Origin of the sequence: Streptomyces sp. Ag109_G2-15, from assembly GCF_900215565.1 — a bacterium.
Lineage (GTDB): Bacteria > Actinomycetota > Actinomycetes > Streptomycetales > Streptomycetaceae > Streptomyces > Streptomyces diastatochromogenes.
In genome coordinates, this window is sequence record NZ_OCNI01000001.1 from 3,025,315 (window position 1) to 3,050,010 (window position 24,696).

Sequence of the window (24,696 nt, forward strand, 5' to 3'; positions counted from 1 at the left end):
TCAGCCCAGCAACCGCTCCAGCACCACCGCGATCCCGTCCTCCTCGTTGGAGGTCGTGATCTCGTCCGCCACTGCCCTCAGTTCCTCGTGGGCGTTGGCCATGGCCACGCCGCGGGACGCCCAGGCGAACATCGGGATGTCGTTGGGCATGTCGCCGAAGGCGATGGTCTCCGCGGCTTTCATGCCCAGGCGGCGGGCCGCCAGGGACAGGCCCGTGGCCTTGGACAGGCCGAGGGGCAGCAGCTCCACGATGTGCTCGCCGGCCATGGCGACCGTGACGAATCCGCCGGCCGCCCGGCGGGCCGCCTCCGTCAGCTCGTCGGCGCTCAGCGTCGGATGCTGGATGTAGATCTTGTTCAGCGGGGCGGCCCAGAGGTCGGACGCGTCCGTGAAGGGGGTGGCGGGGAGGGAGCCCGTGACCGCGTACCCCGGCCCCACCAGCACCTCGCCGTCCAGGCCGTCCCGGCTCGCCGCCAGGTACAGCGGACCGACCTCGGCCTCGATCTTCGCCAGGGCCACACCCGCCAGCTGCCGGTCCAGGGTCACGGACGTCAGCAGGCGGTGCGCCCCGGCGTCGTACACCTGCGCGCCCTGGGCGCAGACGGCGAGGCCGTCGTAGCCGAGGTCGTCGAGGATGTGCCGGGTCCAGGGGGCCGCGCGGCCGGTGACGACGATGTGCGCCGCGCCCGCCGCGGTGGCCGCGGCGAGCGCCTCACGGGTGCGCTGCGAGATCGACTCGTCGGAGCGCAGGAGCGTTCCGTCGAGGTCGGTGGCGATGAGTCGGAACGGGAATCCGGCGCTCACTTGGCGACCGGCTCCAGGACCTCCCGGCCGCCGAGGTACGGACGCAGCACCTTGGGCACGTACACCGAGCCGTCGGCCTGCTGGTGGTTCTCCAGGATCGCCACGATCGTGCGCGGTACGGCGCACAGCGTGCCGTTGAGCGTGGCCAGCGGCTTGACCTGCTTGCCGTCACGGACGCGGATCTGCAGCCGGCGGGACTGGAACTCGGTGCAGTCCGAGGTCGAGGTCAGCTCGCGGTACTTGCCCTGGGTCGGGATCCACGCCTCGCAGTCGTACTTACGCGAGGCCGACGAGCCGAGGTCGGCGGAGGCGACGTCGATCACCCGGAACGGCAGCTCCAGCGAGGTCAGCCACTGCTTCTCCCACTCCAGCAGGCGCTTGTGCTCCTGCTGCGAGTCCTCGGGAGCGACGTACGAGAACATCTCGACCTTGTCGAACTGGTGCACGCGGAAGATGCCTCGCGTGTCCTTGCCGTGCGAGCCGGCCTCGCGGCGGAAGCACGGGGAGAAGCCCGCGTAGCGCAGCGGCAGCCGGTCGGCGTCGATGATCTCGTCCATGTGGTACGCCGCGAGCGGGACCTCGGAGGTGCCGACCAGGTACAGGTCGTCCTTGTCGAGGTGGTAGACGTCCTGGGCCGCCTGGCCGAGGAAGCCGGTGCCGGCCATGGACTGCGGGCGCACCAGCGCCGGGGTGAGCATCGGCGTGAAGCCGGCCTCGGTGGCCTGCGCGATCGCCGCGTTCACCAGGGCCAGCTCCAGCAGGGCGCCGACACCGGTGAGGAAGTAGAAGCGGGAGCCGGAGACCTTGGCGCCGCGCTCGACGTCGATCGCGCCGAGGATCTGGCCCAGCTCCAGGTGGTCCTTGGGATCGAAGCCCTCGGCACCGAAGTCGCGGATCGTGCCGTGCGTCTCCAGCGTGACGAAGTCCTCCTCGCCGCCGACGGGCACGTCGGGGTGGACGAGGTTGCCGAGCCGGAGCAGCAGCTGCTGGGTCTCGGCGTCGGCCGCGTCGCGCTCGGCGTCGGCCGCCTTGACGTCGGCCTTCAGCTGCTCGGCACGCGCCAGCAGCTCGGCCTTCTCCTCGGCGCCGGCCTTGGGGATCAGCTTGCCGAGTTGCTTCTGCTCGGCGCGCAGCTCGTCGAAGCGGACGCCGGAGGACCTGCGCCGCTCGTCGGCAGACAGGAGGGAGTCGACGAGCGCGACGTCCTCTCCACGGGCGCGCTGGGACGCGCGCACACGGTCGGGGTCCTCACGAAGCAGGCGAAGGTCAATCACGAGGCCAAGGCTACCGGTGTCGGCTCCCGCGTCACGACTCACTATTGCGACTCGCGCCTTACGTGCCGTTATGGGGCAATTGCGCAGAGTGTCGAGCAGCGTCAATAAAAGCCGTCTCATTCCCTGGGACGGGGCAGCCGGCCGGCCCCTGGTTGACTGGATTCCCTTGTGGAGAGCGGCACTTGGCGGGGCCGTTGTCCACAGGAATCCACCCGCCGGGAAGAGTTATCCACAGGCTGTGCGGAAAGTCTGTGGACTTCGGAATTGATCACTCCGGAAGTTCCGGCCGGACTGAGGAATTCCCGGTTCAAACAGGGGTGACACCCACTTTCGGGTGGAAAGGGGTCGCTCCAAAAGATGAACCGAAGGAAACGAGTGGACGAAGGGTGACCTGCCGGGCGGTGGCCGCATCTGGGACGTCCAGGGCGATTTGTCGACCGGATGGCACTGGCTTGTCGACTTGTCCCCAGGTCGAGAAGCGGACCTGTGGATAACTTCTGTGGATAACGAAGATATGCAGGTATGACTGGCCGGAAGCGGCCTGCGAGCGGCTCTAGAACCGGCCGTCCTGGCAGCGCGCCACCCAGTCGGCGGCCCCCACGAACTCCTCGTCCGAGGTCCCCGGCAGCGTGGCCCGGGCCTCGCCCGGCTTGATGTCCGCGCGCGGGTAGGAGCCGAGGAAACGAACCTGCAGGCAGATCCGCTTCAGCCCCATCAGCGCCTCGGCCACCCGCCGGTCGGAGATATGGCCCTCGGCGTCGATGCAGAAGCAGTAGTTGCCGATACCGGCGCCGGTCGGCCGGGACTGCAGCAGCATCAGGTTGATGCCGCGGGTGGCGAACTCGCCGAGCAGGTCGCGCAGGGCACCGGGGTGGTCGTCCCGCTGCCACAGCACCACCGAGGTCTTGTCGGCACCGCTCGGCGCGGCGGGCCGGGCCGGACGGCCGACCAGTACGAACCGGGTCTGCGCGTTCTCCGCGTCGTGGATCCCGGTCTCCAGGGCCGTAAGGCCGTACCGCGCGGCCGCGAACTCGCCCGCGAACGCGGCGTCGTACTGGCCCTCCTGGACCAGCCGCGCGGCGTCCGCGTTCGAGGCGGCCGACTCCCAGTGCACGTCCGGGAGGTTCTTCTTGAGCCAGTTGCGGACCTGCGGCTGGGCGGCCGGATGCGCGGAGACCGTCTTGATGTCGGACAGCTTGGTGCCCGGCCGGACCAGCAGCGCGAAGGTGATCGACAGCAGCACCTCGCGGTAGATCATCAGCGGCTCGCCCGCGACCAGCTCGTCCAGGGTGGTGGTGATGCCGCCCTCGACGGAGTTCTCGATCGGCACGAACGCGGCCTCGGCCTCGCCGGCCCGCACCGCGTCCAGCGCGGACTGCACCGAGACGTACGGGATCAGCTCGCGGGTGGCCGCCTCCGGAAGCGTGCGCAGGGCGACTTCGGTGAAGGTGCCTTCGGGGCCGAGATACGCATAGCTCGCTGGCATGTCCTCACCCTAATGGGCGCTGACGAACGCGTCCCCCGTGTCTCATGGAAGCCACCCGACCGGGTGGTTTGAATCCCGGAATCACCCCTCCAGCAGCCGCTGCCCCACGTACTCTCCGTCGGCCGCGCCCCCGGGCACCGCGAACAGACCGCTCGACTCGTGCCGGATGTACTTCGACAGCGCGTCCCCGCGGTCGAGCTTGCGCTGCACCGGTACGAAGCCGCGCAGCGGGTCCGCCTGCCAGCACACGAACAGCAGCCCGGCGTCCGGCGTCCCGTCCGCGTCGATGCCGTCGTGGAAGGAGAACGGGCGCCGCAGCATGGCCGCGCCGCCGTTGCGGTCGGGCCGGGTGATCCGGGCGTGGGCGTTGATCGGGACGACGTACTCGCCCTTGGCGTCGGCCTTCTCCAGGTTCATCGGGGTCGTCTCGGTGCCCCCGGACAGCGGCGCCCCGTCGGCCTTCCGCCGCCCGATGACCGCCTCCTGGGCTGTGAGCGACAGCTTCTCCCAGTCGTCGAGGAGCATGCGGATACGGCGTACGACGGCATAGGAGCCGTTCGCCATCCACGCGGGCTCACCCGAGGCGGGCACGAAGATCCGTTTGTCGAAGTCGGCGTCGGCCGGCTTGGGGTTGCGGGTGCCGTCGATCTGGCCCATGAGGTTGCGGGCCGTCATGGGGTGGGCGGTGGCGCCGGGGGTGCGGTTGAAGCCGTTCATCTGCCAGCGGACCCGGGCCGCGCTGCCGGCGTCCTTCTGGATCGCGCGCAGCGCGTGAAAGGCGACCAGAGCGTCGTCGGCGCCGATCTGCACCCACAGGTCGCCGTCGCTGCGTGCCTTGTCGAGCTGGTCGGAGGAGAAGTCGGGCAGCGGGTCGAGGGCGCCGGGGCGCTGCTTCTCCAGACCGGTCCGCCCGAAGAAGCTGTGGCCGAAGCCGAAGGTGATCGTCAGTGCGGACGGGCCCGCGTCCCGGGCCACATCGGTGTCGTCGTGCGGCGCCGCCTCACCCGCCATGAGCCGCTCGGCCGTCGCCGACCAGCGGCGCAGCAGGGCCGCCGCCTCCTTGCGGCCCGCGCCCGCCGCCAGGTCGAAGGCGACGAGGTGGCCGCGGGCCTGCAGTCCCTCGGTGATGCCGGGCTGATGTTTCCCGTGAAACATCGCCCGTTCGGAGCCCACCGAGGTCAGCGGAGTGGCCGGGGCGGGCGCGGCCGCGTATCCCGCGGCTCCGCCGGCCGCGCCGAGCACGAGCCCGGTGGCCCCGGCGGTGCCGATCAGTGCGCGCCGGGAGATGCCGTGGCCGCCGTCGGCAGCGGGCTCCCGCACGGCGGACTCGGGCGTGCGGGCCTGGGGAAGGGACTGGTCGGGCATGGTGGGGTTCAGCCGATCTGCGCGTTCTTGGAGACGGTCACCTGGTCGATGTCGGAGGTCCGCACGGTCACGGCGATCTTCCAGTCGCCCGCCATGGGGATCTGCACGCTGCTCGCCGTCCAGTGGCCGGTGGTGATGTGGTCGGGGGTCACCGGAAGCGGCCCGATCTTCTTCTCCGTGAGGGTGAAGGCGACCTTCACCTCGGGGATGTCGAAGGCGCGTCCGTTGGGCCGCTGGACGTAGACGTGCATCTCGTTGCCGCCCACGCGCGCGGGGTCGAGGTCGAGCCGCACCAGGCCCTTGCCGTCGGTGCCGCCGGTGTCGAAGGGCATGTCCAGGGTCAGCGCGCCGGACGAGGACGACGACGAGGAGGAGCTGGAGGACGACGAGGTGGCCGCCTTGGCCTCCTGCTCGGTGCGGCCCGGCTCGGTCTGGGTCAGCCAGGTGGTGACGGCGAGCAGCACGACCGCGACGCCCGCCTCGGCGAGCACCGAGCGGCGCAGACCGAAGCGGTTCGCGTCGGCGTCCCGCAGCCGCTTCTGCCGGGCGGCGTCCGCCGCGGCCCGCTGCCGGGCGAGCTGGGCGGCGCGCTTGCCGTCTCCGGAGGCGGCACCCTTGCCGGCGGTCTTCGACGCGGAGACGTGCTCCTTCTCGCGCTGCTTGGCCTTCTTGGCGGTGACCGTGTCCGTGATGTCGGTGAGTCGTCCCGTCCACCGCCGCGAGATCCACGCGATGCCCACCAGCAGCGCCACCAGCCCGATCTTGACCAGCAGCAGCTGTCCGTACCGGGTCTCGGTGAACGCCGACCAGGAGCCGAGCTGGCGCCAGGACTGGTAGGTGCCGGTCGCGACCAGGGTGAGGACGGAGCCGAACGCGAGGCCGGAGAACCGGTGGACGGCGGCGGCCTCGATCGGCGTGTCCGCAGGCGCCCGGTACAGGGCGACGAGCAGGGCGGTCAGGCCGCCCAGCCAGGCGGCGACGGCCAGCAGGTGGAGGACGTCGACGGGCATGGCGATGCCCGGCTGGAGCCCGGTGGAGGCGTGCTCGGCCATGGCCCAGCTCGCCGCGAGCCCGGCGGCCACGACCACCCCGCCGATCGCGAGCCCGAAGGTCAGGTCCCGCTTCTCCTCGGCCTCCTCGCGCCGGTTGTAGGCGCCGAAGAGGACGGCGATGAACAGCGCGGCGGCCGCGAGCAGCAGCAGCCGGGAGACCAGCGCGGCGCCGGCCTTGGTCTGCAGCACCTGGCCGAGCAGGTCGAGATCGAAGACGTCGCCGAACTTCCCGGAGGAGGTGTAGGAGCCGCGCAGGAGCAGCAGCCACAGGGTGGCCGCGGTGAGCGCGAGCCAGCCGCCGACCACGAGCCGCTGCAGGGCCCGTACGCCCGAGCCGCGCTGCCAGCAGGCCAGCACGAAGGCGGCGCCGCCCGCGAGCACGATGAAGCCGGCGTACGAGACGTACCGGCCGAACCCGTAGAGCCAGCCGACGACCCCGCCGCCCGCCGCGGTCCCGACGCCGGAGACGACGGTCTGCGAGGGCGCCCCGATGGAGAAGGTGTAGGCGCCGGAGACGGGGTGGCTGTCCGCCGAGACGACCTGGTAGGCGACCGTGTAGGTGCCCTTGGCGAGGCCGCTCTTGAGTTGCACGGCGTAGGTCGTGCCGCTCAGGTTGGTGGGCGAGCCGACCTCGACCTTCTTGCCCTTGGGGTCGAGGACCTGCAGCGAGTCGTCGTTCATGGCCACCTTCTCGGAGAAGGTGAGCGACACCTGGGTGGGCGCCTTGTCGACCACCACCCCCTGCGCGGGGTCGCTGCCGGTCAGCGCGGCATGCGCGGAGGCCGGTCCGGCGCCCGCGAGCAGCGCGCCGGTGACGGTGAGGAGCAGCAGCACCAGGGTCCGCAGGCGGGGGGCGATGGTCCGGGTCAAGGTGGTCCCTCCCTCAGTGGCCGGTCGACGGGTTGTACGTGGCGGACTCCACCGGCATCTCGACGGTGAGGGGCCCGGACTTGGCGAAGGTGAGCTTCAGGGTGACCTTCTGCCCCTGCTCCGGCTTGTGCTTCAGCTTCTCGAACATCAGATGGTTGCCACCGCTTTTGAACACGAGTTGACCATGCGCCGGGACGGCGAAGGAGGTCTTCTCCTCCATGGACCCGCCGACGGTGCTGTGCATGGTGACCTGGCCGGCGACGTCGCTGGTGACCGCGGTCAGCTCGTCCTTCGTGCCGCCCTTGTTGGTGATCGTCAGGAACCCGGCGGCCATGTCGGCGGAGACCGGCTGGGGCATGTAGGACGCGCTCACGGACAGTTCGGCCTTCGAGGAGCCGGAGTCGGAGCCGGTGCCGCACCCCGCGAGGGTGAGGGCGCCCGCCAGCGCGGCGGCGGTCAGAACGGCACGCCTCACGGCTTGGCTCCCTTGACGAGCTTCGGCAGGTCCTTGGTGTAGTCGTCGACCGTGGCGTCCTCGCCGTAGAGGACGTAACCCCCGTCGGTCTTCGGGGAGAACGCGATGACCTGGGTGCCGTGCACCGAGACGACCTTGCCGTTCTTGTCCTTCTTCGTCGGCTCGATGGAGATGCCGAGGGAGCGGGCGCCGGCCTGGATGGTGGAGAAGTCGCCGGTCAGGCCGATGAACTGGGGGTCGATGCCCTTGAGCCACTTGCCCAGCTCTGCGGGGGTGTCGCGGTCGGGGTCGGTGGTGACGAAGACGACCCTGAGGTTGTCCTGCTCGGCCTTGGGCAGCGCCTTCTTGGCGACGGCGATGTTGCTCATCGTCGTCGGGCAGATGTCGGGGCAGTGCGTGTAGCCGAAGTAGACCAGGGTCGGGTGGCCCTTGGTCTCGGCGCGCAGGTCGTACTTCTTGCCGTGCGTGTCGGTGAGGACCAGGTCCGGCTTCTCGAACGGCTGGTCGAGGATGGTCGCGGCCTTGCCCGAGTCGGTCTCCTCGGAGACGACGGAGACGGGCGACTTGCCGTCGTCACCGCTGCCGCAGGCGGAGAGGGCCAGGGTGGCGGCGGCGAGCAGCGCGGCCGCGGCGAACGTCTTCTTGCGCATAGAAAAATGTCCCAGATGTGAGAACTCCGGCGCGCACCGGGGTCGTACGACAGCCTCGCACGACCCCTGGTGCACACGCGGAACGGTGGGGTCAGGCGGTCCGGCGGCGGCCGGCGAGGACGCCGTAGGCCACGCCCGCGACACCGATGACGATGCCGACCACGCCGAGCACGCGCGCGGTGGTGTCGCTGCCGCTCTTCGCGTCCTCGTCGGCGGCGGCCGTCGTCTCGTTCTTGGCGTCGGTCTTGTCGGAGGCGTCCTCGGCGGTCGAGGTGCCGTGGTGGTCACCGGTGGCGGCGGCCAGCTCCAGCACCGGGGCCGGGTTCTCCGGCTCCTCCTGGCCTTCCTTCTGCACCTCGATCCAGCGCACGACCTCCTTGTTGGAGTACGTCTGGATGGCCTTGAACACGAGCTGGTCGGTGTCCTCGGGCAGGGCGCCGACCGAGAGCGGGAACTTCTGGAAGTAGTCGGGCTTGATGCCGTCGCCGTCAGCGGTCCAGGTGACCTTGGTGACGGCCTCGTCGATCTTCTCGCCGTGCATGGTCAGCGGCTTGGCCAGCTTGGACTTGGTGACCTCGATCTTCCAGCCCTGGATCGGCTCCGGCATCACGGAGGCCAGCGGGTGGTCGGCGGGGAAGTTCACCTCGACCTTGGTGGTCGAGGCATTGTCGCGCTCGTTGGGGACCTTGAAGTCGACGACCGCGTAGCCGCCCTTGGCCGCGGTGCCCTCGGGCTGCACGCTGACGTGCGCGAAGGCGGGGGCGGAGACGGCGAGGACGGCCGTGCCCGCGACGGCGGTGGCGGCGGCGATACGAGAAGCCTTCATGGCAGGGAGCACTCCACTCCGAGTGAGTTCCGGTGGTGATCGGGAGTACGCGTGCGCGTGGCGGTACCACTCGGGGTGCCACGGGTCGATGTGCGCACGCGCGCGTGCCGCGCGACGGCGGCCCCTCCCGACCGGCTCTCCGTTTCCGGCTCCGGTGGTGGTGTGGTGGTCGCGTCGCGTCAGGCGGCGAGGAGGAACGCGGCGGCGGGCGGGCCGCGCCGGATCACCGTGTGCTGGAGCGCGGTGGTGTGCGGGGCGGGCACCTCGTCCCGGGCGGTACGACGGCCCCGCGGGCCGGGCTCGGTCGCGGGCAGCAGCCCGGCGCACAGGGCGTGCGCCAGCGCGAGCGCCCCGCGCAGGGATCGTACGAGCGCCCCCTCCGCGACTCCGTGCGCCGACAGCTCGATCAGACGCAGCACGGCCAGGTCGCCGCGGCGCAGCAGCCAGCCGGCGGCGATGGCCGCGAGGACGTGGCTGAGCAGCATCGGCAGGGAGGGCAGCAACGACACGGAGGAACCGGTGGCGTCGGCCATGTGGTGCATGGTCGGTGTGGCGCCCACGGCCCGGCCCGAGGAGTCGATGAGGTGCGCGTCGGCCAGGAGCCGGTAGGCGTGCCCGGGGGTGAGCGCCGCGGGGCTGGACCCGCACACGAGCCGGGCGGCCCGCTCGACGAGCGCGCCGCTGCTCAGCGACCCGTCCGTCGAGCCCATCGACATCGCGCCGGTCGTCCCGTCCTGACCCAGCCCGAACAGCGTGTGTAGCACGGTCTGGCCGAGTGCGAGGAGCGCGGCGATGCCGGGCAGCGAGCGCTGCCGTCCGGCGAGCGGTGCCACGAGCAGCAGGGAGCCCAGGAATCCCGCGCCGAGCGTCCACAGGGGAACGCGCGCGCAGGAGGCCAGTGTGTGCCCGGCCGCGGCCAGCGCGACGCTGACCGCGGCGAACACCGCGGCCCGCAGGAACCGGAGCCCGGCTCCGGGGCGCGCCGTGCGCGGGTGGGGGGCAGTCATGGCGGCCTCATCATCGCACTGGCCTTACCCGCTCCCTACGGCAGGGCGCGGGATTCCGCCCCGGCGGAAGACCGGCGGGAAGATCACCGAAACGAATGGAAGATCATCCTCCGCCCGAGACCGTGCCCACATACACCGATTCCTCCCGGGACACATCGACCGTATGGGCGGAGTCACGTCAACGGAGTGCTTACAGCCGGGCACGGGCGGCAATAGGTACTGGTATGTCGAGCCGCGGCCAGGAGGCTGGAGCATGAGCATCTGGTGGTCACTCCATCTGCGGCGCGAGGCTGCGAGCGTTCCGCTCGCCAGGCGGCTGCTGATCGGCACCATGGAGACGGCGGGCGTCGACCCGGACGTCTCCTACGACCTGTCCGTCGCACTAAGCGAGGCCTGCGCGAACGCGGTCGAGCACGGCGGGTACGGCTCGCGCGACGGCCGCTCGGAGGCCTACCGGGTGACCGCCTACCTCGACGGCGAGAAGTGCCGGATCGAGGTGGCCGACTCCGGGCCCGGGTTCACCCGCACCCAGGACATCAGACCCGCGCGCGCGGACGCCGAGCATGGCCGCGGGCTCTGTCTGATCCGGGAACTCGCCGATCACGTGCACATCGGCGCCAAGCCGGGCCGGGGCGGGACGGTGGTGAGCTTCGACAAGATGCTCAAGTGGAAGAAAGATCCTTCCCTGCTTACGGCATGACGGTCCCTCTATTGGGCCCGCGCGGCTAGGGTGCGCGCATGCATGGCAGAGACATGGATCTGAAGAACGAGGAAATAGCGCACGGAGTGATCCTGCGCCCCCTCGCCGCGGCCGATGCTTTCGCGCTCGCCTCCGCCTATACCGAGAACCGTAAACACCTGGAACCGTGGGAGCCGGTCAGACCGGAATCCTTCTTCACCGCCGAGGGCCAGGCGGAGCGCATCGACGGGCTGCTGCGGCACTTCACCGAGGGTGTCGTGGTGCCGTGGGTGTTCGAGGATCCGGACGGCCGGATCGTAGGGGCGATCACCTTGTCCGGTATTTCGCACGGCCCTTTCTGCAGTTCCTATCTCGGGTACTGGGTCGCCGCCGACCAGCAGAACAAGGGGCTGGCCAGCTCTGCCGTGGAGCAGGTCTGCCGCATCGCCCGGGACACGATCGGGCTGCACCGGATCGAGGCGTCCACGCTGACCGACAACACCGGTTCGCAGCGGGTTCTGGCGAAATGCGGATTCAAAGCGATCGGACTCGCTCCCGATTACCTGCACATCAACGGGGAATGGCGGGACTGCCGGCTCTTCCAGCGTGTGCTGCACGACCACGCTCCGGTCCCGTAAGGGCGCGTTTTCGCCTGAGGGTGCGTTTTCGGCCTTTTCTCCGGCTTCCCTTCCTTCACAGCCCTTTCCCAGGTCATGCCCATCGGACTGACAAGCCGCGTTCCTAACTTCCTCGGCCATGACGGGAAAACACAGAAACACCTCGATCACCCGGCGCCGGGCCCTCGCGGTCACCGGCGGCACGGTGGCGGCCGGCGGCCTCGCGGTCGCCGGCTACCAGTCGGCGTTCGCCGACACGGCCGCGGACGCCGAGGCGACCGCGACGGCCTCGGCGACCTCGACCAGCGGCACCTGCATGCAGCTGATGTCGAGCGTCACGGAGGGGCCGTACTACCTCGACGGTGCCTTGGTGCGCAAGGACATCACCGAGGGCAAGAGCGGCGTCCCGCTGACCCTGCGGCTGACCGTCGTGGACGCCACCGACGGCTGCACGCCGGTCTCCGGCGCCGCGGTCGAGATCTGGCACTGCGACGCCTGGGGCTACTACTCCGGCTACACCACCGCCAACCCCGGCGGCTCGGCCCCGGCCGAGAGCGAGGAGGGCGACAGCGCCGACGACGCCACGTATCTGCGCGGCTATCAGATCGCCAACGCCAACGGGGTCGTGAAGTTCGAGACGATCTTCCCCGGCTGGTACACCCCGCGCACCTGCCACATCCACGTCAAGGTGCACACCGGCGGCGAGAAGGCGGACGGCACCTACGAGGGCGGCAAGGTGAACTTCACCGGCCAGCTGTTCTTCGACGACGACATCGCCGAGGAGATCTTCGCCCTGGAGCCCTACTCCAAGCACTCGGGCAGCTACACCACCCTCGCCAACGACATGGTCTACGACGGCGGTGGCGCCTCCAGCGGCCTGCTCACCCTCAAGCCCGTGCACAAGAGCGACCCGTCCAAGGGGTACAAGGGCTTCCTGACGCTGGGCATCGACCCGGACGCGGAGAACACCGGCGCGGGCAGCGGCGGCGGGGGCACCCCGCCGAGCGGCGGTCCCACGGGTGCCCCGCCGAGTGACAGCCCCTCCCCTTCGGCGTCGGCCTCCTCCTAGGGGAGGGCGATGAACAGCCGCGAGGACGAGGCGCTGGCGCGGGCCGCAGTGGCAGCGCTCACCGGTCAGCTGGCGCTGGCACCCAAACCGGGGCTGCCCGACCCGCGCGACCTGAACGCCCGGACCACCCACGCGGACCACCGCGCCCTGCGCTGGTCCGCCAAGGCGCTCACCCCCGGCCTCGCGGCCATGGCCGCCGCCGCCCGCCGCACCGCCGAACCCACACCGGCGCTCCGCGCGGAACTCGGCGCGATCGGCCGCAGCACCGAACGCACCCTCACCCTGGCGGGCGGCGGCCACCGGGGAGCCCTGTGGGTGCTGGGCCTGCTGGTCGCGGGGGTGGCGGTGGAGTCGGGGGCGGGCGGATCGGCATCGGTCACGCGCGTACCCGGGTCCGGCGATACCACCCAGGACGCCCGCGCCCACCGCATCACCGCGCTCGCCCGGCAGCTCGCCGCTCACCCCGACCGGGGTGCCCCGCCCCGGCCCACCAGGGGCTCCGCCGTCTCCGTCAAGTACGGGGCCGCGGGTGCCCGGGGTGAGGCGCGGGCCGGGTTTCCGCATGTGCGGCGGGCGTTGGACGCACTGGGCGCGGCCCGGGCGGGCGGTGCCGATGAGGGGCAGGCCCGGCTGGACGCCCTGCTCACCGTGATGTCCACCTTGCAGGACACCGAGCTGCTGCACATCGCGGGCCCGATCGGCCTGCGCCGGGTGCAGGCGGGCGCCCGCGCCGTCCTGGAGGCGGGCGGCACGGCGACGGCGGCCGGTGCCGAGGCCCTGGCCGCGCTCGACGCCGACCTCCACGCGCGCGCGTGGAGCCCCCGGGGAAGCGCGGGTCTGCTGGCGGGGGCGTTGTTCCTGGACGCGTTGGCTCCTTGAGCAGAACCAAGCCACTGCTGCTTCAGCCGCCGCCCGCTTCAGGCGTCCAGGACCTTCGCCAGCACCTCCAGCGCCTCCGGATACACCCGCTCCCGCGGGGTGCCGTAGCCGACGACCAGGCCCTGCGGCCGGCCTTCGGCGGGGGTCTGCCAGTGGCTGCCCAGATGGCCGACGGCGAGTCCCTCCGCCTCGGCGCGGGCCAGGGCCTCGGCCTCGTCGGGGACGTCGATCAGCGCGTGCAGCCCGGCCGCGATGCCCCGCACGCTCCGCCGCGCGCCCAGCCGGTCCAGCAGCTGGTCCCGGCGACGCCGGTAGCGCAGGCGGCACGCGCGTACATGCCGGTCGTAGGCGTGGCTGTCGATCAGCTCGGCGAGCGCCAGCTGCCCGATGGTCTCGGTGTGGTGGTCGCTGTGCAGCTTGGCGTCGGCGACCGCGTCGACCAGCTGCGGCGGCAGCACCATCCAGCCGAGCCGCAGCGCGGGGCCGAGGGTCTTGGAGGCGGTGCCCAGGTAGACGACCTGGCCCGGGGCCATGCCTTGCAACGCGCCCACCGGCTGGCGGTCGTAGCGGAACTCGCCGTCGTAGTCGTCCTCGACGATGAGCCCCCCGCGCGCGCGTGCCCAGTCGCTGAGCGCGCGGCGTCGCTCGGGGTGCAGGGTCACACCGGTCGGGTACTGGTGGGCCGGTGTGACCACCACGGCGGCCGCCTCACCCAGTTCCGCGGGACGCACTCCGCGCTCGTCCACCCGCACCGGCAGCACGGTGCCGCCGTTGCGCCGCACCACCTCCCGGTGGAAGGGCAGCCCCGGGTCCTCCATCGCGATCGAGGCGCCGTCCAGCACACGCGTCAGGAGTGCGAGCCCCTGTACGTACCCGGAGGTGATCACGATCCGCTCCGGCGGCGCGAGCACCCCGCGGGCCCGCCCGAGGTAGCCGGAGAGCGCGGTGCGCAGTTCGATCCGGCCGCGCGGGTCGCCGTAGTCGTACGCCAGTGAGGGCGCCGTCGCTATGGCGCGGCGCAGCGCGCGCAGCCACGCCGCGGCCGGGAAGGCGCCCACGTCGGGACTGCCCGGCCGGAGGTCGAAACGCGGCGCACGCGCGTGTGGTGCCGTTCCCGGCGCCTCCTCCCGCAGGGCCGGCAGTTCGGCGACCCGGGTGCCGGACCCCTGCCGGGCGGTCAGATAGCCCTCGGCGACGAGCTGGTCGTACGCCGACTTCGCGGTGCCGCGCGAGATGCCCAGTTCCGCCGCGAGCCGACGGGTGGCCGGCAGCCGGGTGCCGGGTGCGAGGCGCCCGTCGCGTACGGCGTCCCTGAGCGCCCGTTCCAGACCGACCCGGCGGCCGTCGGCCGCGTCGGGTTCGAGATGCAGGTCCACACCCACACCGGACCAGAAGTCGTCCACGAAAACCCTCCCCCTAGGCACGCGAAGCCTTCACACGCGTACGGACACGCCGATGGCCGGGCACCTCCGGGTGCCCGGCCGTCAGTAGTCCTATCAGCCCTTCAGGGACGCCATCCAGGCCTCGACCTCGTCGGAGCGGCGCGGCAGGCCGTCCGAGAGGTTCCGGTTGCCGTCCTCGGTGACGAGGATGTCGTCCTCGATGCGGACACCGATGCCCCGGTACTCCTCGGGGACCGTCAGGTCGTCCGCCTGGAAGTACAGGCCCGGCTCCACGGTGAGCACCATGCCCGGCTCCAGCGTGCCGTCGACGTACGTCTCGACCCGCGCGGCCGCGCAGTCGTGGACGTCCAGGCCGAGCATGTGGCCGGTGCCGTGCAGGGTCCAGCGGCGCTGCAGGCCCAGCTCCAGGACGCGCTCGACCGGGCCCTCGACCAGGCCCCACTCGACGAGCCGCTCGGCGAGGACGCGCTGGGCGGCGTCGTGGAAGTCGCGGTACTTGGCGCCCGGCTTCACGGCCGCGATACCGGCCTCCTGGGCCTCGTACACGGCGTCGTAGACCTTCTTCTGGATCTCGCTGTACGTGCCGTTGATCGGCAGCGTGCGCGTGACGTCGGCGGTGTACAGCGTGTGCGTCTCCACGCCCGCGTCCAGCAGGAGCAGGTCGCCGGAGCGCACCGGGCCGTCGTTGCGCACCCAGTGCAGCGTGCAGGCGTGTGCGCCGGCCGCGCAGATGGAGCCGTAGCCGACGTCGTTGCCCTCCACGCGCGCGCGGAGGAAGAACGTGCCCTCGATGTAGCGCTCGCTCGTCGCCTCGGCCTTGTCGAGGACCTTCACGACGTCCTCGAAGCCGCGCACGGTGGAGTCGACGGCCTTCTGCAGCTCGCCGATCTCGAACGCGTCCTTGACCAGCCGGGCCTCCGACAGGAAGACCCGCAGCTCCTCGTCGCGCTCGGCGGTGACCTTGTCGGTCAGGGCGGCCTCGATGCCGGCGTCGTAGCCGCGGACGACCCGCACCGGGCCGGTGGCCTCGCGCAGCTTGTCGGCCAGCTCGCGCACGTCGGCGGCGGGGATGCCGTACAGCGCCTCGGACTCGGTCAGGGAGTGGCGGCGGCCGACCCACAGCTCGCCCTGGCCGGAGAGCCAGAACTCGCCGTTCTCGCGGTCGGAGCGCGGCAGGAGGTAGATCGTCTCCTTGTGGCCCTCGGTGGTGGGCTCCAGGACGAGGACACTGTCCTCGGTCTGGTTGCCGGTGAGGTAGGCGTACTCGACCGAGGCGCGGAAGGAGTACTCGGTGTCGTTCGAGCGGGTCTTCAGGTTGCCCGCGGGGATGACGAGGCGCTCGCCCGGGAAGCGCGCGGAGAGCGCGGCGCGGCGCCGGGCGGTCTCGGCGGCCTGCGGGACCGGCTCCAGGTCGTGCAGCTCGGTGTCGGCCCACCCGGACTTCATGTTCTCGGCCAGCTCGTCGGAGACGCCCGGGTACAGGCCGTTCTTCCGCTGCTTGATGGGCTCCTCGGACTCAGCTTCCGGGGTCTCCGGGTTGAGCGCGTCGGACACGTGATCCTCCTCGGTACGGCATGTGATCTCCCCCCGGGCCCGTGATGCTCGCGATCGTGCCCGAGCAGGGGACCACCATCATCGTACGGTCGTACAGAAAGCGCCCCGGGGCCGGAAGACCTGCTATGCCCACCCATGCCAGGCGGTGCGGGAGCGCTCTCAGTCGAAGCGGGCCGCGAGCAGGACCACGTCCTCCTCGCTGTCGGCCGTGTCCAGGCCGTCGGGCAGGACCGTGCGCAGCACGTGGTCGGCGACCGCCCCCGGGTCGCGGCGCAGGGTGCGCGGGATGCTCGCGGCGGCCGCGTGCAGCCGGGCGAAGGCGCGGTCCATGGGGTCGCCCGTACGGTGCAGCAGCCCGTCGGTGTAGAGCAGCACGGTCTCCCCGGCCTCGGCCTGGATCTCCACGCTCGGCGCCTCCCAGCAGGCGAGCATGCCGAGCGGCGCGGAGACGGAGGTCTCGGCGAACTCGGTGCGCCGCTCGCCGATCAGCAGGGGCGGGCTGTGCCCGGCGCCGGCCAGGGTGATCCTGCGCACGGCCGGCTCGCAGTAGGCGAACAGGGCGGTGGCCGAGCGGGCGGGCTCTGTCAGGCGCAGCAGCAGCTCCAGGTCGGACAGGACGGCGACCGGGTCCTCGCCCTCCATCACGGCGTAGGCCCTGAGGGAGGCGCGCAGCCGGCCCATGGCGGCCACCGCGCTGGGTCCGGAACCGGTGACCGAGCCGACGGAGAGGCCGAGGGCGGCGTCGGGCAGCGGCAGCGCGTCGTACCAGTCGCCGCCGCCGCGCGGGCCGGTGCGGTGCCGGGCGGCGAGCTGGACGCCGGCCACCCGCGTCAGCCGGGAGGGCAGCAGTTCCTCGGCGATGGTCGCAGCGCACGTACGCGCGCGTTCGACCTCCACCAGCAGGGCGAGGTGTTCGGCGGCGTGGCGGACGTACAGGCCGATCAGGTGGCGGTGGTGCTCGTCCGGCTCGGCGGGCTCGTCGTACAGCCACACGGCCGCGCCGAGGCGGCCGGCGGACTCGGTGGTCAGGGGGACAGCGTAGCTGGCGGCGTAGCCGAGGCGGGCGGCCACCTCGCGGTGGCGGGGGTCGAGGCCGTGCTCGGCGAGCAGGTCGGCGTGCACGATCTCGGCGTTCGCGACGGTGCCCGCGCCGGCGTCCAGGAGGGCGCCGTGGGGCAGGGAGCCGCGCGGCACGGTCTCCATGTGGCCGAGGTCGGCGCGGCCGAGGCCGAAGCCGATGGTGGTGCGGGGGGCGAGTCCGTCGGCAGGTTCCAGGACGACCAGACCGCGGCGGGCGCCGACGAGGGCGGATCCGGCGCGCAGCAGCTCCTCGAGTGCGGGCTCGAGTGCGTCCGTGCGGGACAGGCGTTCGGTGAGTTCGTGGAGGGTCGTGAGGTCCGAGACCCAGCCGGCCAGCCGGTCCTGGAGCAGGGTGCCGGGGGCGGGGCCGGTGGGGGCGGGGGTGTTCCTGGCCGGAAGTGCGCTGTCCGGGGAGGGGCCGGCGCCCGGGGCGGCGGGTGTGGGCGCGACAGTGTGTGCGGGTGGGGGAACCGCTGGATCGATTCCAGCCACTTTCGGAGGGTGCGGAGCGTTCATGGCGTCCGGCCTTCAGACCTGTGCGTATTGCTCAAAAGCATCGCAAACCCCCATGTCATTCTGCGCCGCTAGCAGTGTCTCCACATGTACACGCACTCGTGAGGGGATGTCCAGCATTGTCCTGCAGGGATTCCTGGTGTCCATGGGTCTGATGTGGGTTTCCTTCGAAACCCTTGCCTTACTGCCAAGTTGGCTTAAAACTGCCTCAGGTATCGGTCCATTGCGGTCGACTGGCCTTGCTCCACTGAGCGTCACTGCGGTCGTGATGGGTACGTACTCGGTGAAGGCCAGGGGTGGTTGGGGGCCACCCGGAACCTGGCAACGGACCCGGGCGTCATAGCCACCGACGGCCGAGCCCCATCCTCCCGTGGTGGAGGCGGAGAGAAATACGCGCGACGGCAAAACGCCAGACTTCGCCACCCCCATGCCGCACCCGTGCTTTTGATAGACGCACTATGGACGCGGCCAACGCTCGACCCCTTGGGGTTCCCCTTGTCATACGCAGGGGTGTGATGCGCCAACAGGTACGCACAGTGAAGTGATCGACACATGGTGTGATGTGGTCCACGGTGTTGCCAGCGGTGCAACGGAAAGGAACGAGCGCTCATGCGCGAGATCCTCGGAAGGCGACGCAGGCTCCTGTCCAGGCGGAAAGACGGGAGGCCTGAGCTGATCAGCGCGGCCCTGACCTTCGCGACGGAATGGCAGTGGCCCGTGCTCCCGGGCGTGGCCCCGGACCCGCAGGGACGGGCCCGCTGCGCCTGCCCCGACCCGGAGTGCACGGTGCCCGGTGCGCACCCCTTCGACCCCGGCCTGCTCGCCGCCACCACCGACGGGCGCATGGTGCGCTGGTGGTGGAGCAACCGGCCGAGCGCGCCGATCATCCTCGCCACCGGCGGCAACGCGCCCTGCGCGGTCAGCCTGCCGGCGCCCGCGGCGGCCCAGGCCCTCGACCTGCTCGACCGGCGGGGCATGCGCCTCGGACCGGTGATCGCCGCGCCGACCCGCTGGTCGGTGCTCGTCAAGCCGTACTCCATGGAGCAGCTCGGCGAGCTGCTCTACGCCAAGGACTTCGTGCCCGGCTCCCTGCGCTTCCACGGCGAGGGCGGCTACCTCGCCCTGCCGCCCTCCGAGACCGGCCAGGGTGCCGTCCGCTGGGAGCGCGCCCCGCTGCCGGGCTCGGCCTCGCCCTGGGTGCCCGATGTGGAGGCCGTGGTGGACGCCGTGGTCGACGCCCTCACTCGTACGGGTGTGAGCGCGCCCGAGTTGTAGGGGTGTCGGGCGCGGGTGCGGCCGGATGTCCGCCCGTGGTCGTTATCTTCCGCTACATGCTGCGCATTTCTGGGGGTCACGGCAATCGGTCGTCGCACCGCGGCGGGCCGGACCCCCGAAGGCTTCGTCTGCTCGCTCTCCTGGGCGTCGTGGTGGGCGTCGTCGCGCTGCCGCTGGCCGTGGCGTCCGCGGGGCAGGTGGGCGACGCCGCGGGATCTCCGGGGGCGGGCGGCGGGGCCGGCGTACACGCGCCGTCGTCCTCGTCCTTGCTCGGTGACGCGAAGATGCCCTCCGTCGCGCCCACGCGTTCCCCCCTGCTGCTCGGCCTGGGCGTGGCCACCGCGGCCCGCTGCGGGCCCGAACTCTCCTCGCCCGAGGGCGTCGAGGCGCAGACCTGTGTACTGACCCAGGGCGAGGACACCTGGGCGCGCACCTACTACCGCAACACCAGCGGCGAGGCCGTGGACTCCGTGCTGAGCCTGATGGAGCCGGCCGGCCGCACCGTGCAGACGCACTGCGCCACGGACGCCGCCGACGAGCCCGCCACCTGTGAGACACCCCGTGAACGCACCCGGGGTTCGCTGGACGGCTACACGGCCGTCGCCGAGTTCGCCGCGCACGGTGCCGATGGGCCGCTGCTGCTGCGCTCGGGCAGCAACTCCGAGGAGACGAAGGGGAGTTGACGCTCCGCGCGGTGCTGTACACCGTACGCGGACACGGAAAGGCCCGGTTGCTGGCGACGGGGGATGCACCAGCAACCGGGCTACTGGAACGGTAACAAGAGATCGGCGGTTCGCAAATTCGATCTCGGCTATTCGGACACCGATTTCCCTGTCGCGACGGGGAGTTGTGACAGGAGTCACCTGATTCGGGCGCCGTCGTCACGGCTGACCGACCGTTCAGCCGTGACGCGTGCCCGGGAAGCGTCAGCTGAGCGTGACCTGCCGGTTGGTCAGCCCGCCGCGCGCGCGGCGCTCGTCGGCCGTGAGCGGCTCGGTGGCCGCGAGGGCGGTGGCGAGCCGCTCGGCGAACTCGGCGGCCGGCTTCTCCACGTCCTCGGCCGTGACGCCGCTCGGCAGGTCCCAGACCGGCACCGTGAGGCCGTGAGCACGGAAGGAGCCCACCAGTCGGGTGCCCTCGCCGAGGCTGGAGCGGCCCGCCGCGTGCAGCCGGGCGAGAGCGTCCAGAAGCTGCTCCTCCGGATGCGGCATGACCCAGCGCAGGTGGTTCTTCTCCGGGGTCTCGCACCAGTAGGCGGCATCCACGCCGGACAGCTTCACGGTCGGGATGGCGGCGGCGTTGGCCCGCTCCAGGGAGGCGGCCACGTCCGGGGTGGCGTTCTCCGCGTCCGGCACCCAGAACTCGAAGCCGCTGTGCACAACTGGCTCGAACGCGCCTTCGGGGTCGAGCAGCTCCTGCAGCCGCGGACCCCCCGCAGGGGCACGGCGGCCCTCCACCGGCGTGCCGGGCGCGGCCTCCAGCGCACGCCGGAGCGTGTCGGCGAGGTCGCGGCTGATGTCGCCGGAGGGCGTGTCGTTCTGCAGGCCGAGCAGGACCGAGCCGTCGTCGCGGCGCAGCGCGGGCCAGGCCATCGGCAGCACCGTGGCGAGCGTGACCGACGGGACGCCCTCGGGCAGGCCGGCCGTCAGGGTCAACTCCACCGTGGCGGCCGGCACCAGCTCGCGCAGGGCCACCCAGTCGCACTCGCCCGGCAGCCCCTCGAACGGGCGCTGCACCAGCTCGGTCGCGGCGTGGGCGGCGGCCCGGCCGTGGCACGCCTTGTAGCGCCGACCGCTGCCGCAGGGGCAGGGTTCGCGGGCGCCGACAACCGGGATCTCTCCGTCCGTGATCTGCGGCTTGGCCTTCGTCTGGGGTCGCTTCTTGGCCATCGTGGGGTCTCCCGGTTAGGGCTCGTCTCGTACGGGCGGGAGCCTAGCCGTTCGCGCCACGACCGACGGGAACCTGTGGACAACGGACACTTGGGCGACGCCGACGGGGTGAACCCACGGGGTGAACCTGTGGACAACTCCCGTGTGCCCGACCGCTCGGGCAGTCCGGTCCTCGTGTCCCCGCCCGGTTCAGGAAGTCCGGGTCCTCATGTCCCCGTCGTGCTCAGTCCAGGTCGTCGAACGCGTCCACGAAGTCCAGTTCGGCCATGGCCGGAACCGTGGAGGAGGTGACGCGCGTAGCGAAACCACCGTGACGGCACCCGGCATCCGGATCATGAACGTCCTCGTTGACCACGACCCAGACCGTCACCTCGCCCTGGATGTCGTCCCGGACGCCCCAGTCGTCGGCGAGGGCCGTGATGATGTTCAGCCCGCGGCCGCCGTGCGCGGTGACCGACGGGGTGGCCGGAGCCGGGCGGGTCGGGCCGCCGCCGTCCGTCACCTCCACGGTGAGCCGCCCGCGCACGTCCACCCGCCAGGCGGCGCGTACGTCGCCGTCCCCGGGCGGAGCGTCGCCCAAGGGGCGCCCGTGTTTGCAGGCGTTGCTCAAAAGCTCCGAAAGGATCAGTACGGCATCGTCGATGACCGATTCCGATACGCCACCGCTGCGCAACTGCGCACGCATACGGTGCCTCGCCTTCCCCACGCCCGCAGGGCCATGGGGTACGGCCATGCTCGACGACGTGGGCACCTCCTGTGCCACCACCAACGCCACCCCCGAGACCTCCTTTGCCCCACGCCACGGTGTGGATGCCCCATTGGCCTGTACCGGAAACCGGCCAATCCTCTTCCGGTGACGCATTCGCAACGACCGCATACGGAGCGAATGCGCCGGAGCACTCCCTGTGACGGGCCTGTCGTCGTGTGGCTGGATTTCGTTGGTGTGGCCGAGAACGGAGAATGGTCGAGCCGGGCGTCCGGGTCAAGGGGTGCGGACCGGTCCTTACCGGGTTCTTGGGCTCACCTTCCCGTGCTCAACGCCCCAGTCGCCGCAGCACCGCGCGCGGGCGGTTGGTGATGATGGCGTCGATGCCCAGATCGACACAGAGGTCGACGTCCTCGGGCTCGTTCACGGTCCAGACGTGGACCTGGTGGCCGGCGCGCTTCAACCGCTCCACGTACGCCGGGTGGTTGCGCACGATACGGATCGAGGGGCCCGCGATCCCCACACCCGCCGGCAGCCGTCCGTCGCGCAGCCGGGGCGACAGGAACTGGACCAGGTAGACCGTCGGGAGCGTGGGCGCCGCGGCCCGCACGCGCTGCAGCGAGCGCGCCGAGAAGCTCATGACCCGCACCTGCGACTCGGCGGCCGAGGCCGGTGCGTCCAGGCCGAATCGCTTCAGCAGGAGCAGCAGCCGCTCCTCCACCTGTCCGGCCCAGCGTGTGGGGTGCTTGGTCTCGATGGCCAGTTCCACCCGCCGCCCGGCGTCCGCGACCAGCTCCAGCAGCCGCTCCAGGGTGAGTACGGAGGTGTCCGCCGGGTCCTCCGGCCGGTGCACCCAGTCGGGCTCCTCGTCGCGGCCGCGCCAGGCCTCGCGCGTCTTCCAGGAGCCGAAGTCCAGGGCGGCGAGATCGGCCAGCTCCAGGGCGGAGACAGCCCCGCGGCCGTTGGAGGTGCGGTTCACCCGCCGGTCGTGGACGCAGACCAGATGGCCGTCGGCGGTCAGCCGTACGTCGCACTCCAGGGCGTCCGCGCCGTCCTCGATCGCCTTCTTGTAGGCGGCCAGGGTGTGCTCGGGCGCGTCCTCGGAGGCCCCCCGATGGGCGACGACCTGGATGGGGTGCTGTGGTGCGTGGGTCACCGCGTCATGGTGCCACCCGCGCGGGGTACGTGGGGCGGCGCGGCCGCGTCCGTCGGGCGAACGGAGGCACCCACCATGCCCTTTTATGTAACTTTTGCGAGAAAGGTGTCATGTAAAGGATGACCCTGGACCCACAGCCACCGCTTATGGTGCTCTGACGGCCCGTGGGAAAAGCTGACTGCATACAAGCACGACACAGGACCATGCACAGCTGTTCGCAACGGACTGACGACAGCGTGAACGAGCGTGACCGAGTGCGACCTAGGACAACAGCCGTGGATCGAGGAGAAGAGCTGTGAGCACCGAGAACGAGGGCAACGCGGTACCCCCGGCGCCGTCCGCACCTCCCGTGCCGGTGGCATCTCCCGCTGCTTCCCCGCAGGACCCCGCGCCGGACGCGACGCCGACGGCTCAGCTGCCGCCGGTGCCCCCCGGCACCCCTGGCGCGCCCGGGCAGGGCCCGGCGCCGTCCGCACAGGCCCAGGAGGGCCCGTCCGACGGACACCAGCCCCCCGCCGGTTACCCCGACCCCGCCCCGGCCGGTTACCCCGGCCCCGCCCCCGACGGCTCCTGGCCGGCTCCGGCCACGCCCGCCTACGGTGACGGCGGCCCCGGTGGCCCGGGTGGCTCGGGCACCGTCTGGGGTGCGTCGTACCAGCAGCCCGCCCCCAAGCCCCGCAGCGGGCGCGGTGGGCTGGTCGCCGCGGTCCTGGTGGCCGCGCTGGTCGCGGGCGGTCTGGGCGGCGGCCTCGGCTACACCCTGGCCAAGGACAACGACAACAACGGCTCCACCACCGTCTCCGCCTCCGACAACAGCGCCTCCCAGGTCAAGCGCGCCCCGGGCACGATCGCCGGCGTGGCCGCCAGGGCACTGCCCAGCACGGTCACCATCGAGGCGGAGAGCACCAGCGGCGAAGGCGGCACGGGCACCGGGTTCGTCTTCGACACCCAGGGCCACATCGTCACCAACAACCACGTGGTGGCGGACGCCGTCGACGGCGGCAAGCTGACCGCTACGTTCCCCAACGGCAAGAAGTACGACGCCGAGATCGTCGGCCACGCCCAGGGGTACGACGTCGCCGTCATCAAGCTCAAGGACGCCCCCTCCGACCTCAAGCCCCTCACCCTCGGCGACTCGGACAAGGTGGCCGTCGGCGACGAGACCATCGCCATCGGCGCCCCCTTCGGCCTGTCCAACACGGTGACCACGGGCATCATCAGCGCCAAGAACCGCCCGGTGGCCTCCAGCGACGGCAGCTCGTCCAGCAAGGCGTCCTACATGAGCGCCCTGCAGACCGACGCGTCCATCAACCCCGGCAACTCGGGCGGACCGCTGCTGGACGCCTCCGGCGCGGTCATCGGCATCAACTCGGCCATCCAGTCCAGCGGCAGCGGCGGCTTCGGCTCGGGCCAGTCCGGCTCGATCGGCCTCGGCTTCGCGATCCCGATCAACCAGGCCAAGTACGTCGCCCAGCAGCTGATCAAGACCGGCAAGCCGGTGTACGCCAAGATCGGCGCGTCCGTCTCCCTGGAGGACTCCACCGGCGGCGCGAAGATCACCGACCAGGGCGCGGGCGGCGCCGCCGCGGTCGAGTCGGGCGGCCCGGCCGACAAGGCGGGCCTCAAGCCCGGGGACGTCATCACCAAGCTCGACAACAACGTGATCGACAGCGGCCCGACCCTGATCGGCGAGATCTGGACCCACAAGCCCGGCGACAAGGTCACGATCACCTACACGCGCGGCGGCCAGGAGCACACCGTGGACCTCACCCTCGGCTCCCGCGCGGGCGACAACTGACCCGCCCGCCCCACGGCCCGCCCCGCTCCCGGTACGCTGTACCCCGCTCCGCCCCGGGCGGTGCGGAGCCGAGGTGGGTTGCCCGAGCGGCCTAAGGGAACGGTCTTGAAAACCGTCGTGGCGCGAGTCACCGTGGGTTCAAATCCCACACCCACCGCCACAGCTCAACTCAAGTGCTGGTCAGAAGGGGTGTCTCTCGCGAGAGACACCCCTTCTGCGTTCGTTCTGTCTCACCGTGAATCAGGTGTGTGCCGCCACTCCGACGCGTT

Annotated in this window: 22 protein-coding genes and 1 tRNA gene; 8 read left to right on the plus strand and 15 right to left on the minus strand. The window is 71.5% G+C overall.

Annotated elements, in window-relative coordinates; genetic code table 11:
• The 9 genes from CRP49_RS13470 to CRP49_RS13510 form a co-directional block, all read right to left on the minus strand.
• Positions 1-804, minus strand: a complete 804-nt coding sequence (locus CRP49_RS13470; RefSeq protein WP_097253589.1) for an HAD family hydrolase — start codon at positions 802-804, stop codon at positions 1-3.
• On the minus strand, positions 801-2,078 hold the full coding sequence (gene serS / locus CRP49_RS13475) for a serine--tRNA ligase (protein WP_094218715.1): 1,278 nt from the start codon (positions 2,076-2,078) through the stop codon (positions 801-803). Before serS ends, CRP49_RS13470 begins: the two co-directional genes overlap by 4 nt.
• A gap of 553 nt (positions 2,079-2,631) precedes the next feature.
• On the minus strand, positions 2,632-3,564 hold the full coding sequence (pheA, locus tag CRP49_RS13480) for a prephenate dehydratase (protein WP_097253590.1): 933 nt from the start codon (positions 3,562-3,564) through the stop codon (positions 2,632-2,634).
• Positions 3,565-3,645: 81 nt separating this feature from the next.
• A complete protein-coding gene (gene efeB / locus CRP49_RS13485) occupies positions 3,646-4,929 on the minus strand; it encodes an iron uptake transporter deferrochelatase/peroxidase subunit (RefSeq protein WP_097253591.1) in 1,284 nt (427 codons plus the stop codon).
• An 8-nt stretch (positions 4,930-4,937) separates the two neighbouring features.
• A complete protein-coding gene (locus tag CRP49_RS13490) occupies positions 4,938-6,851 on the minus strand; it encodes a copper resistance CopC/CopD family protein (RefSeq protein WP_097253592.1) in 1,914 nt (637 codons plus the stop codon).
• A gap of 13 nt (positions 6,852-6,864) precedes the next feature.
• The gene (locus CRP49_RS13495; protein ID WP_097253593.1) at positions 6,865-7,326 is read right to left on the minus strand and encodes a copper chaperone PCu(A)C; all 462 of its coding nucleotides are present in this window, start codon (positions 7,324-7,326) and stop codon (positions 6,865-6,867) included.
• Positions 7,323-7,976 carry an SCO family protein gene (locus tag CRP49_RS13500; protein WP_097253594.1) on the minus strand — a complete coding sequence of 218 codons (654 nt, stop codon included), beginning with the start codon at positions 7,974-7,976 and terminating at the stop codon, positions 7,323-7,325. Before CRP49_RS13500 ends, CRP49_RS13495 begins: the two co-directional genes overlap by 4 nt.
• Before the next feature lie 91 nt (positions 7,977-8,067).
• Positions 8,068-8,802 carry a YcnI family protein gene (locus tag CRP49_RS13505; RefSeq protein WP_097253595.1) on the minus strand — a complete coding sequence of 245 codons (735 nt, stop codon included), beginning with the start codon at positions 8,800-8,802 and terminating at the stop codon, positions 8,068-8,070.
• A gap of 179 nt (positions 8,803-8,981) precedes the next feature.
• On the minus strand, positions 8,982-9,809 hold the full coding sequence (locus tag CRP49_RS13510) for a hypothetical protein (protein ID WP_179851602.1): 828 nt from the start codon (positions 9,807-9,809) through the stop codon (positions 8,982-8,984).
• Positions 9,810-10,062: 253 nt separating this feature from the next.
• Between CRP49_RS13510 and CRP49_RS13515 the strand changes: the two genes are divergently transcribed.
• From CRP49_RS13515 to CRP49_RS13530, 4 genes are all read left to right on the plus strand, one after another.
• Positions 10,063-10,509 (plus strand): ATP-binding protein, encoded by a 447-nt coding sequence (locus CRP49_RS13515; RefSeq protein ID WP_097253596.1) that lies wholly within the window; start codon positions 10,063-10,065, stop codon positions 10,507-10,509.
• Between the two features lie 53 nt (positions 10,510-10,562).
• Entirely contained in the window at positions 10,563-11,126 is a 564-nt protein-coding gene (locus CRP49_RS13520) for a GNAT family N-acetyltransferase (RefSeq protein WP_097253597.1), read from the plus strand.
• Positions 11,127-11,244: 118 nt separating this feature from the next.
• On the plus strand, positions 11,245-12,174 hold the full coding sequence (locus CRP49_RS13525) for an intradiol ring-cleavage dioxygenase (protein ID WP_097253598.1): 930 nt from the start codon (positions 11,245-11,247) through the stop codon (positions 12,172-12,174).
• A 9-nt stretch (positions 12,175-12,183) separates the two neighbouring features.
• Positions 12,184-13,053 carry a triphosphoribosyl-dephospho-CoA synthase gene (locus CRP49_RS13530; protein ID WP_097253599.1) on the plus strand — a complete coding sequence of 290 codons (870 nt, stop codon included), beginning with the start codon at positions 12,184-12,186 and terminating at the stop codon, positions 13,051-13,053.
• A gap of 38 nt (positions 13,054-13,091) precedes the next feature.
• Here the strand turns inward: CRP49_RS13530 and CRP49_RS13535 are convergent, their stop codons facing one another.
• The 3 genes from CRP49_RS13535 to CRP49_RS13545 all read right to left on the minus strand — a co-directional run bounded on the left by CRP49_RS13535 (position 13,092) and on the right by CRP49_RS13545 (position 17,606).
• A complete protein-coding gene (locus tag CRP49_RS13535) occupies positions 13,092-14,456 on the minus strand; it encodes a PLP-dependent aminotransferase family protein (protein ID WP_097253600.1) in 1,365 nt (454 codons plus the stop codon).
• 93 nt (positions 14,457-14,549) lie between these two features.
• A complete protein-coding gene (locus tag CRP49_RS13540) occupies positions 14,550-16,010 on the minus strand; it encodes an aminopeptidase P family protein (RefSeq protein ID WP_097253601.1) in 1,461 nt (486 codons plus the stop codon).
• Between the two features lie 159 nt (positions 16,011-16,169).
• Entirely contained in the window at positions 16,170-17,606 is a 1,437-nt protein-coding gene (locus tag CRP49_RS13545; RefSeq protein ID WP_097253602.1) for a PP2C family protein-serine/threonine phosphatase, read from the minus strand.
• A 606-nt stretch (positions 17,607-18,212) separates the two neighbouring features.
• On the opposite strand from CRP49_RS13545, the gene CRP49_RS13550 reads away from it, so the two are divergent.
• Complete coding sequence (locus CRP49_RS13550; protein WP_097253603.1) at positions 18,213-18,878, plus strand: bifunctional DNA primase/polymerase; 666 nt, start codon at positions 18,213-18,215, stop codon at positions 18,876-18,878.
• 56 nt (positions 18,879-18,934) lie between these two features.
• Positions 18,935-19,561: a hypothetical protein gene (locus tag CRP49_RS13555; RefSeq protein ID WP_257033387.1), complete on the plus strand. Its 627-nt coding sequence runs from the start codon at positions 18,935-18,937 to the stop codon at positions 19,559-19,561.
• Positions 19,562-19,804: 243 nt separating this feature from the next.
• On the opposite strand, the gene CRP49_RS13560 is transcribed toward CRP49_RS13555, so the two are convergent.
• The 3 genes from CRP49_RS13560 to CRP49_RS13570 all read right to left on the minus strand — a co-directional run bounded on the left by CRP49_RS13560 (position 19,805) and on the right by CRP49_RS13570 (position 22,629).
• Positions 19,805-20,767, minus strand: coding sequence for a DUF5926 family protein (locus CRP49_RS13560; RefSeq protein ID WP_094218730.1), 963 nt, complete (start codon positions 20,765-20,767; stop codon positions 19,805-19,807).
• A gap of 223 nt (positions 20,768-20,990) precedes the next feature.
• Positions 20,991-21,629 (minus strand): ATP-binding protein, encoded by a 639-nt coding sequence (locus tag CRP49_RS13565; RefSeq protein ID WP_097257341.1) that lies wholly within the window; start codon positions 21,627-21,629, stop codon positions 20,991-20,993.
• A gap of 172 nt (positions 21,630-21,801) precedes the next feature.
• Positions 21,802-22,629 (minus strand): glycerophosphodiester phosphodiesterase, encoded by an 828-nt coding sequence (locus tag CRP49_RS13570; protein WP_097253604.1) that lies wholly within the window; start codon positions 22,627-22,629, stop codon positions 21,802-21,804.
• 295 nt (positions 22,630-22,924) lie between these two features.
• Between CRP49_RS13570 and CRP49_RS13580 the strand changes: the two genes are divergently transcribed.
• On the plus strand, positions 22,925-24,427 hold the full coding sequence (locus tag CRP49_RS13580; RefSeq protein WP_097253605.1) for a S1C family serine protease: 1,503 nt from the start codon (positions 22,925-22,927) through the stop codon (positions 24,425-24,427).
• Between the two features lie 72 nt (positions 24,428-24,499).
• A tRNA-Ser gene (locus CRP49_RS13585) sits at positions 24,500-24,587 on the plus strand.
• The last annotated feature ends 109 nt before the right edge of the window (positions 24,588-24,696 follow it).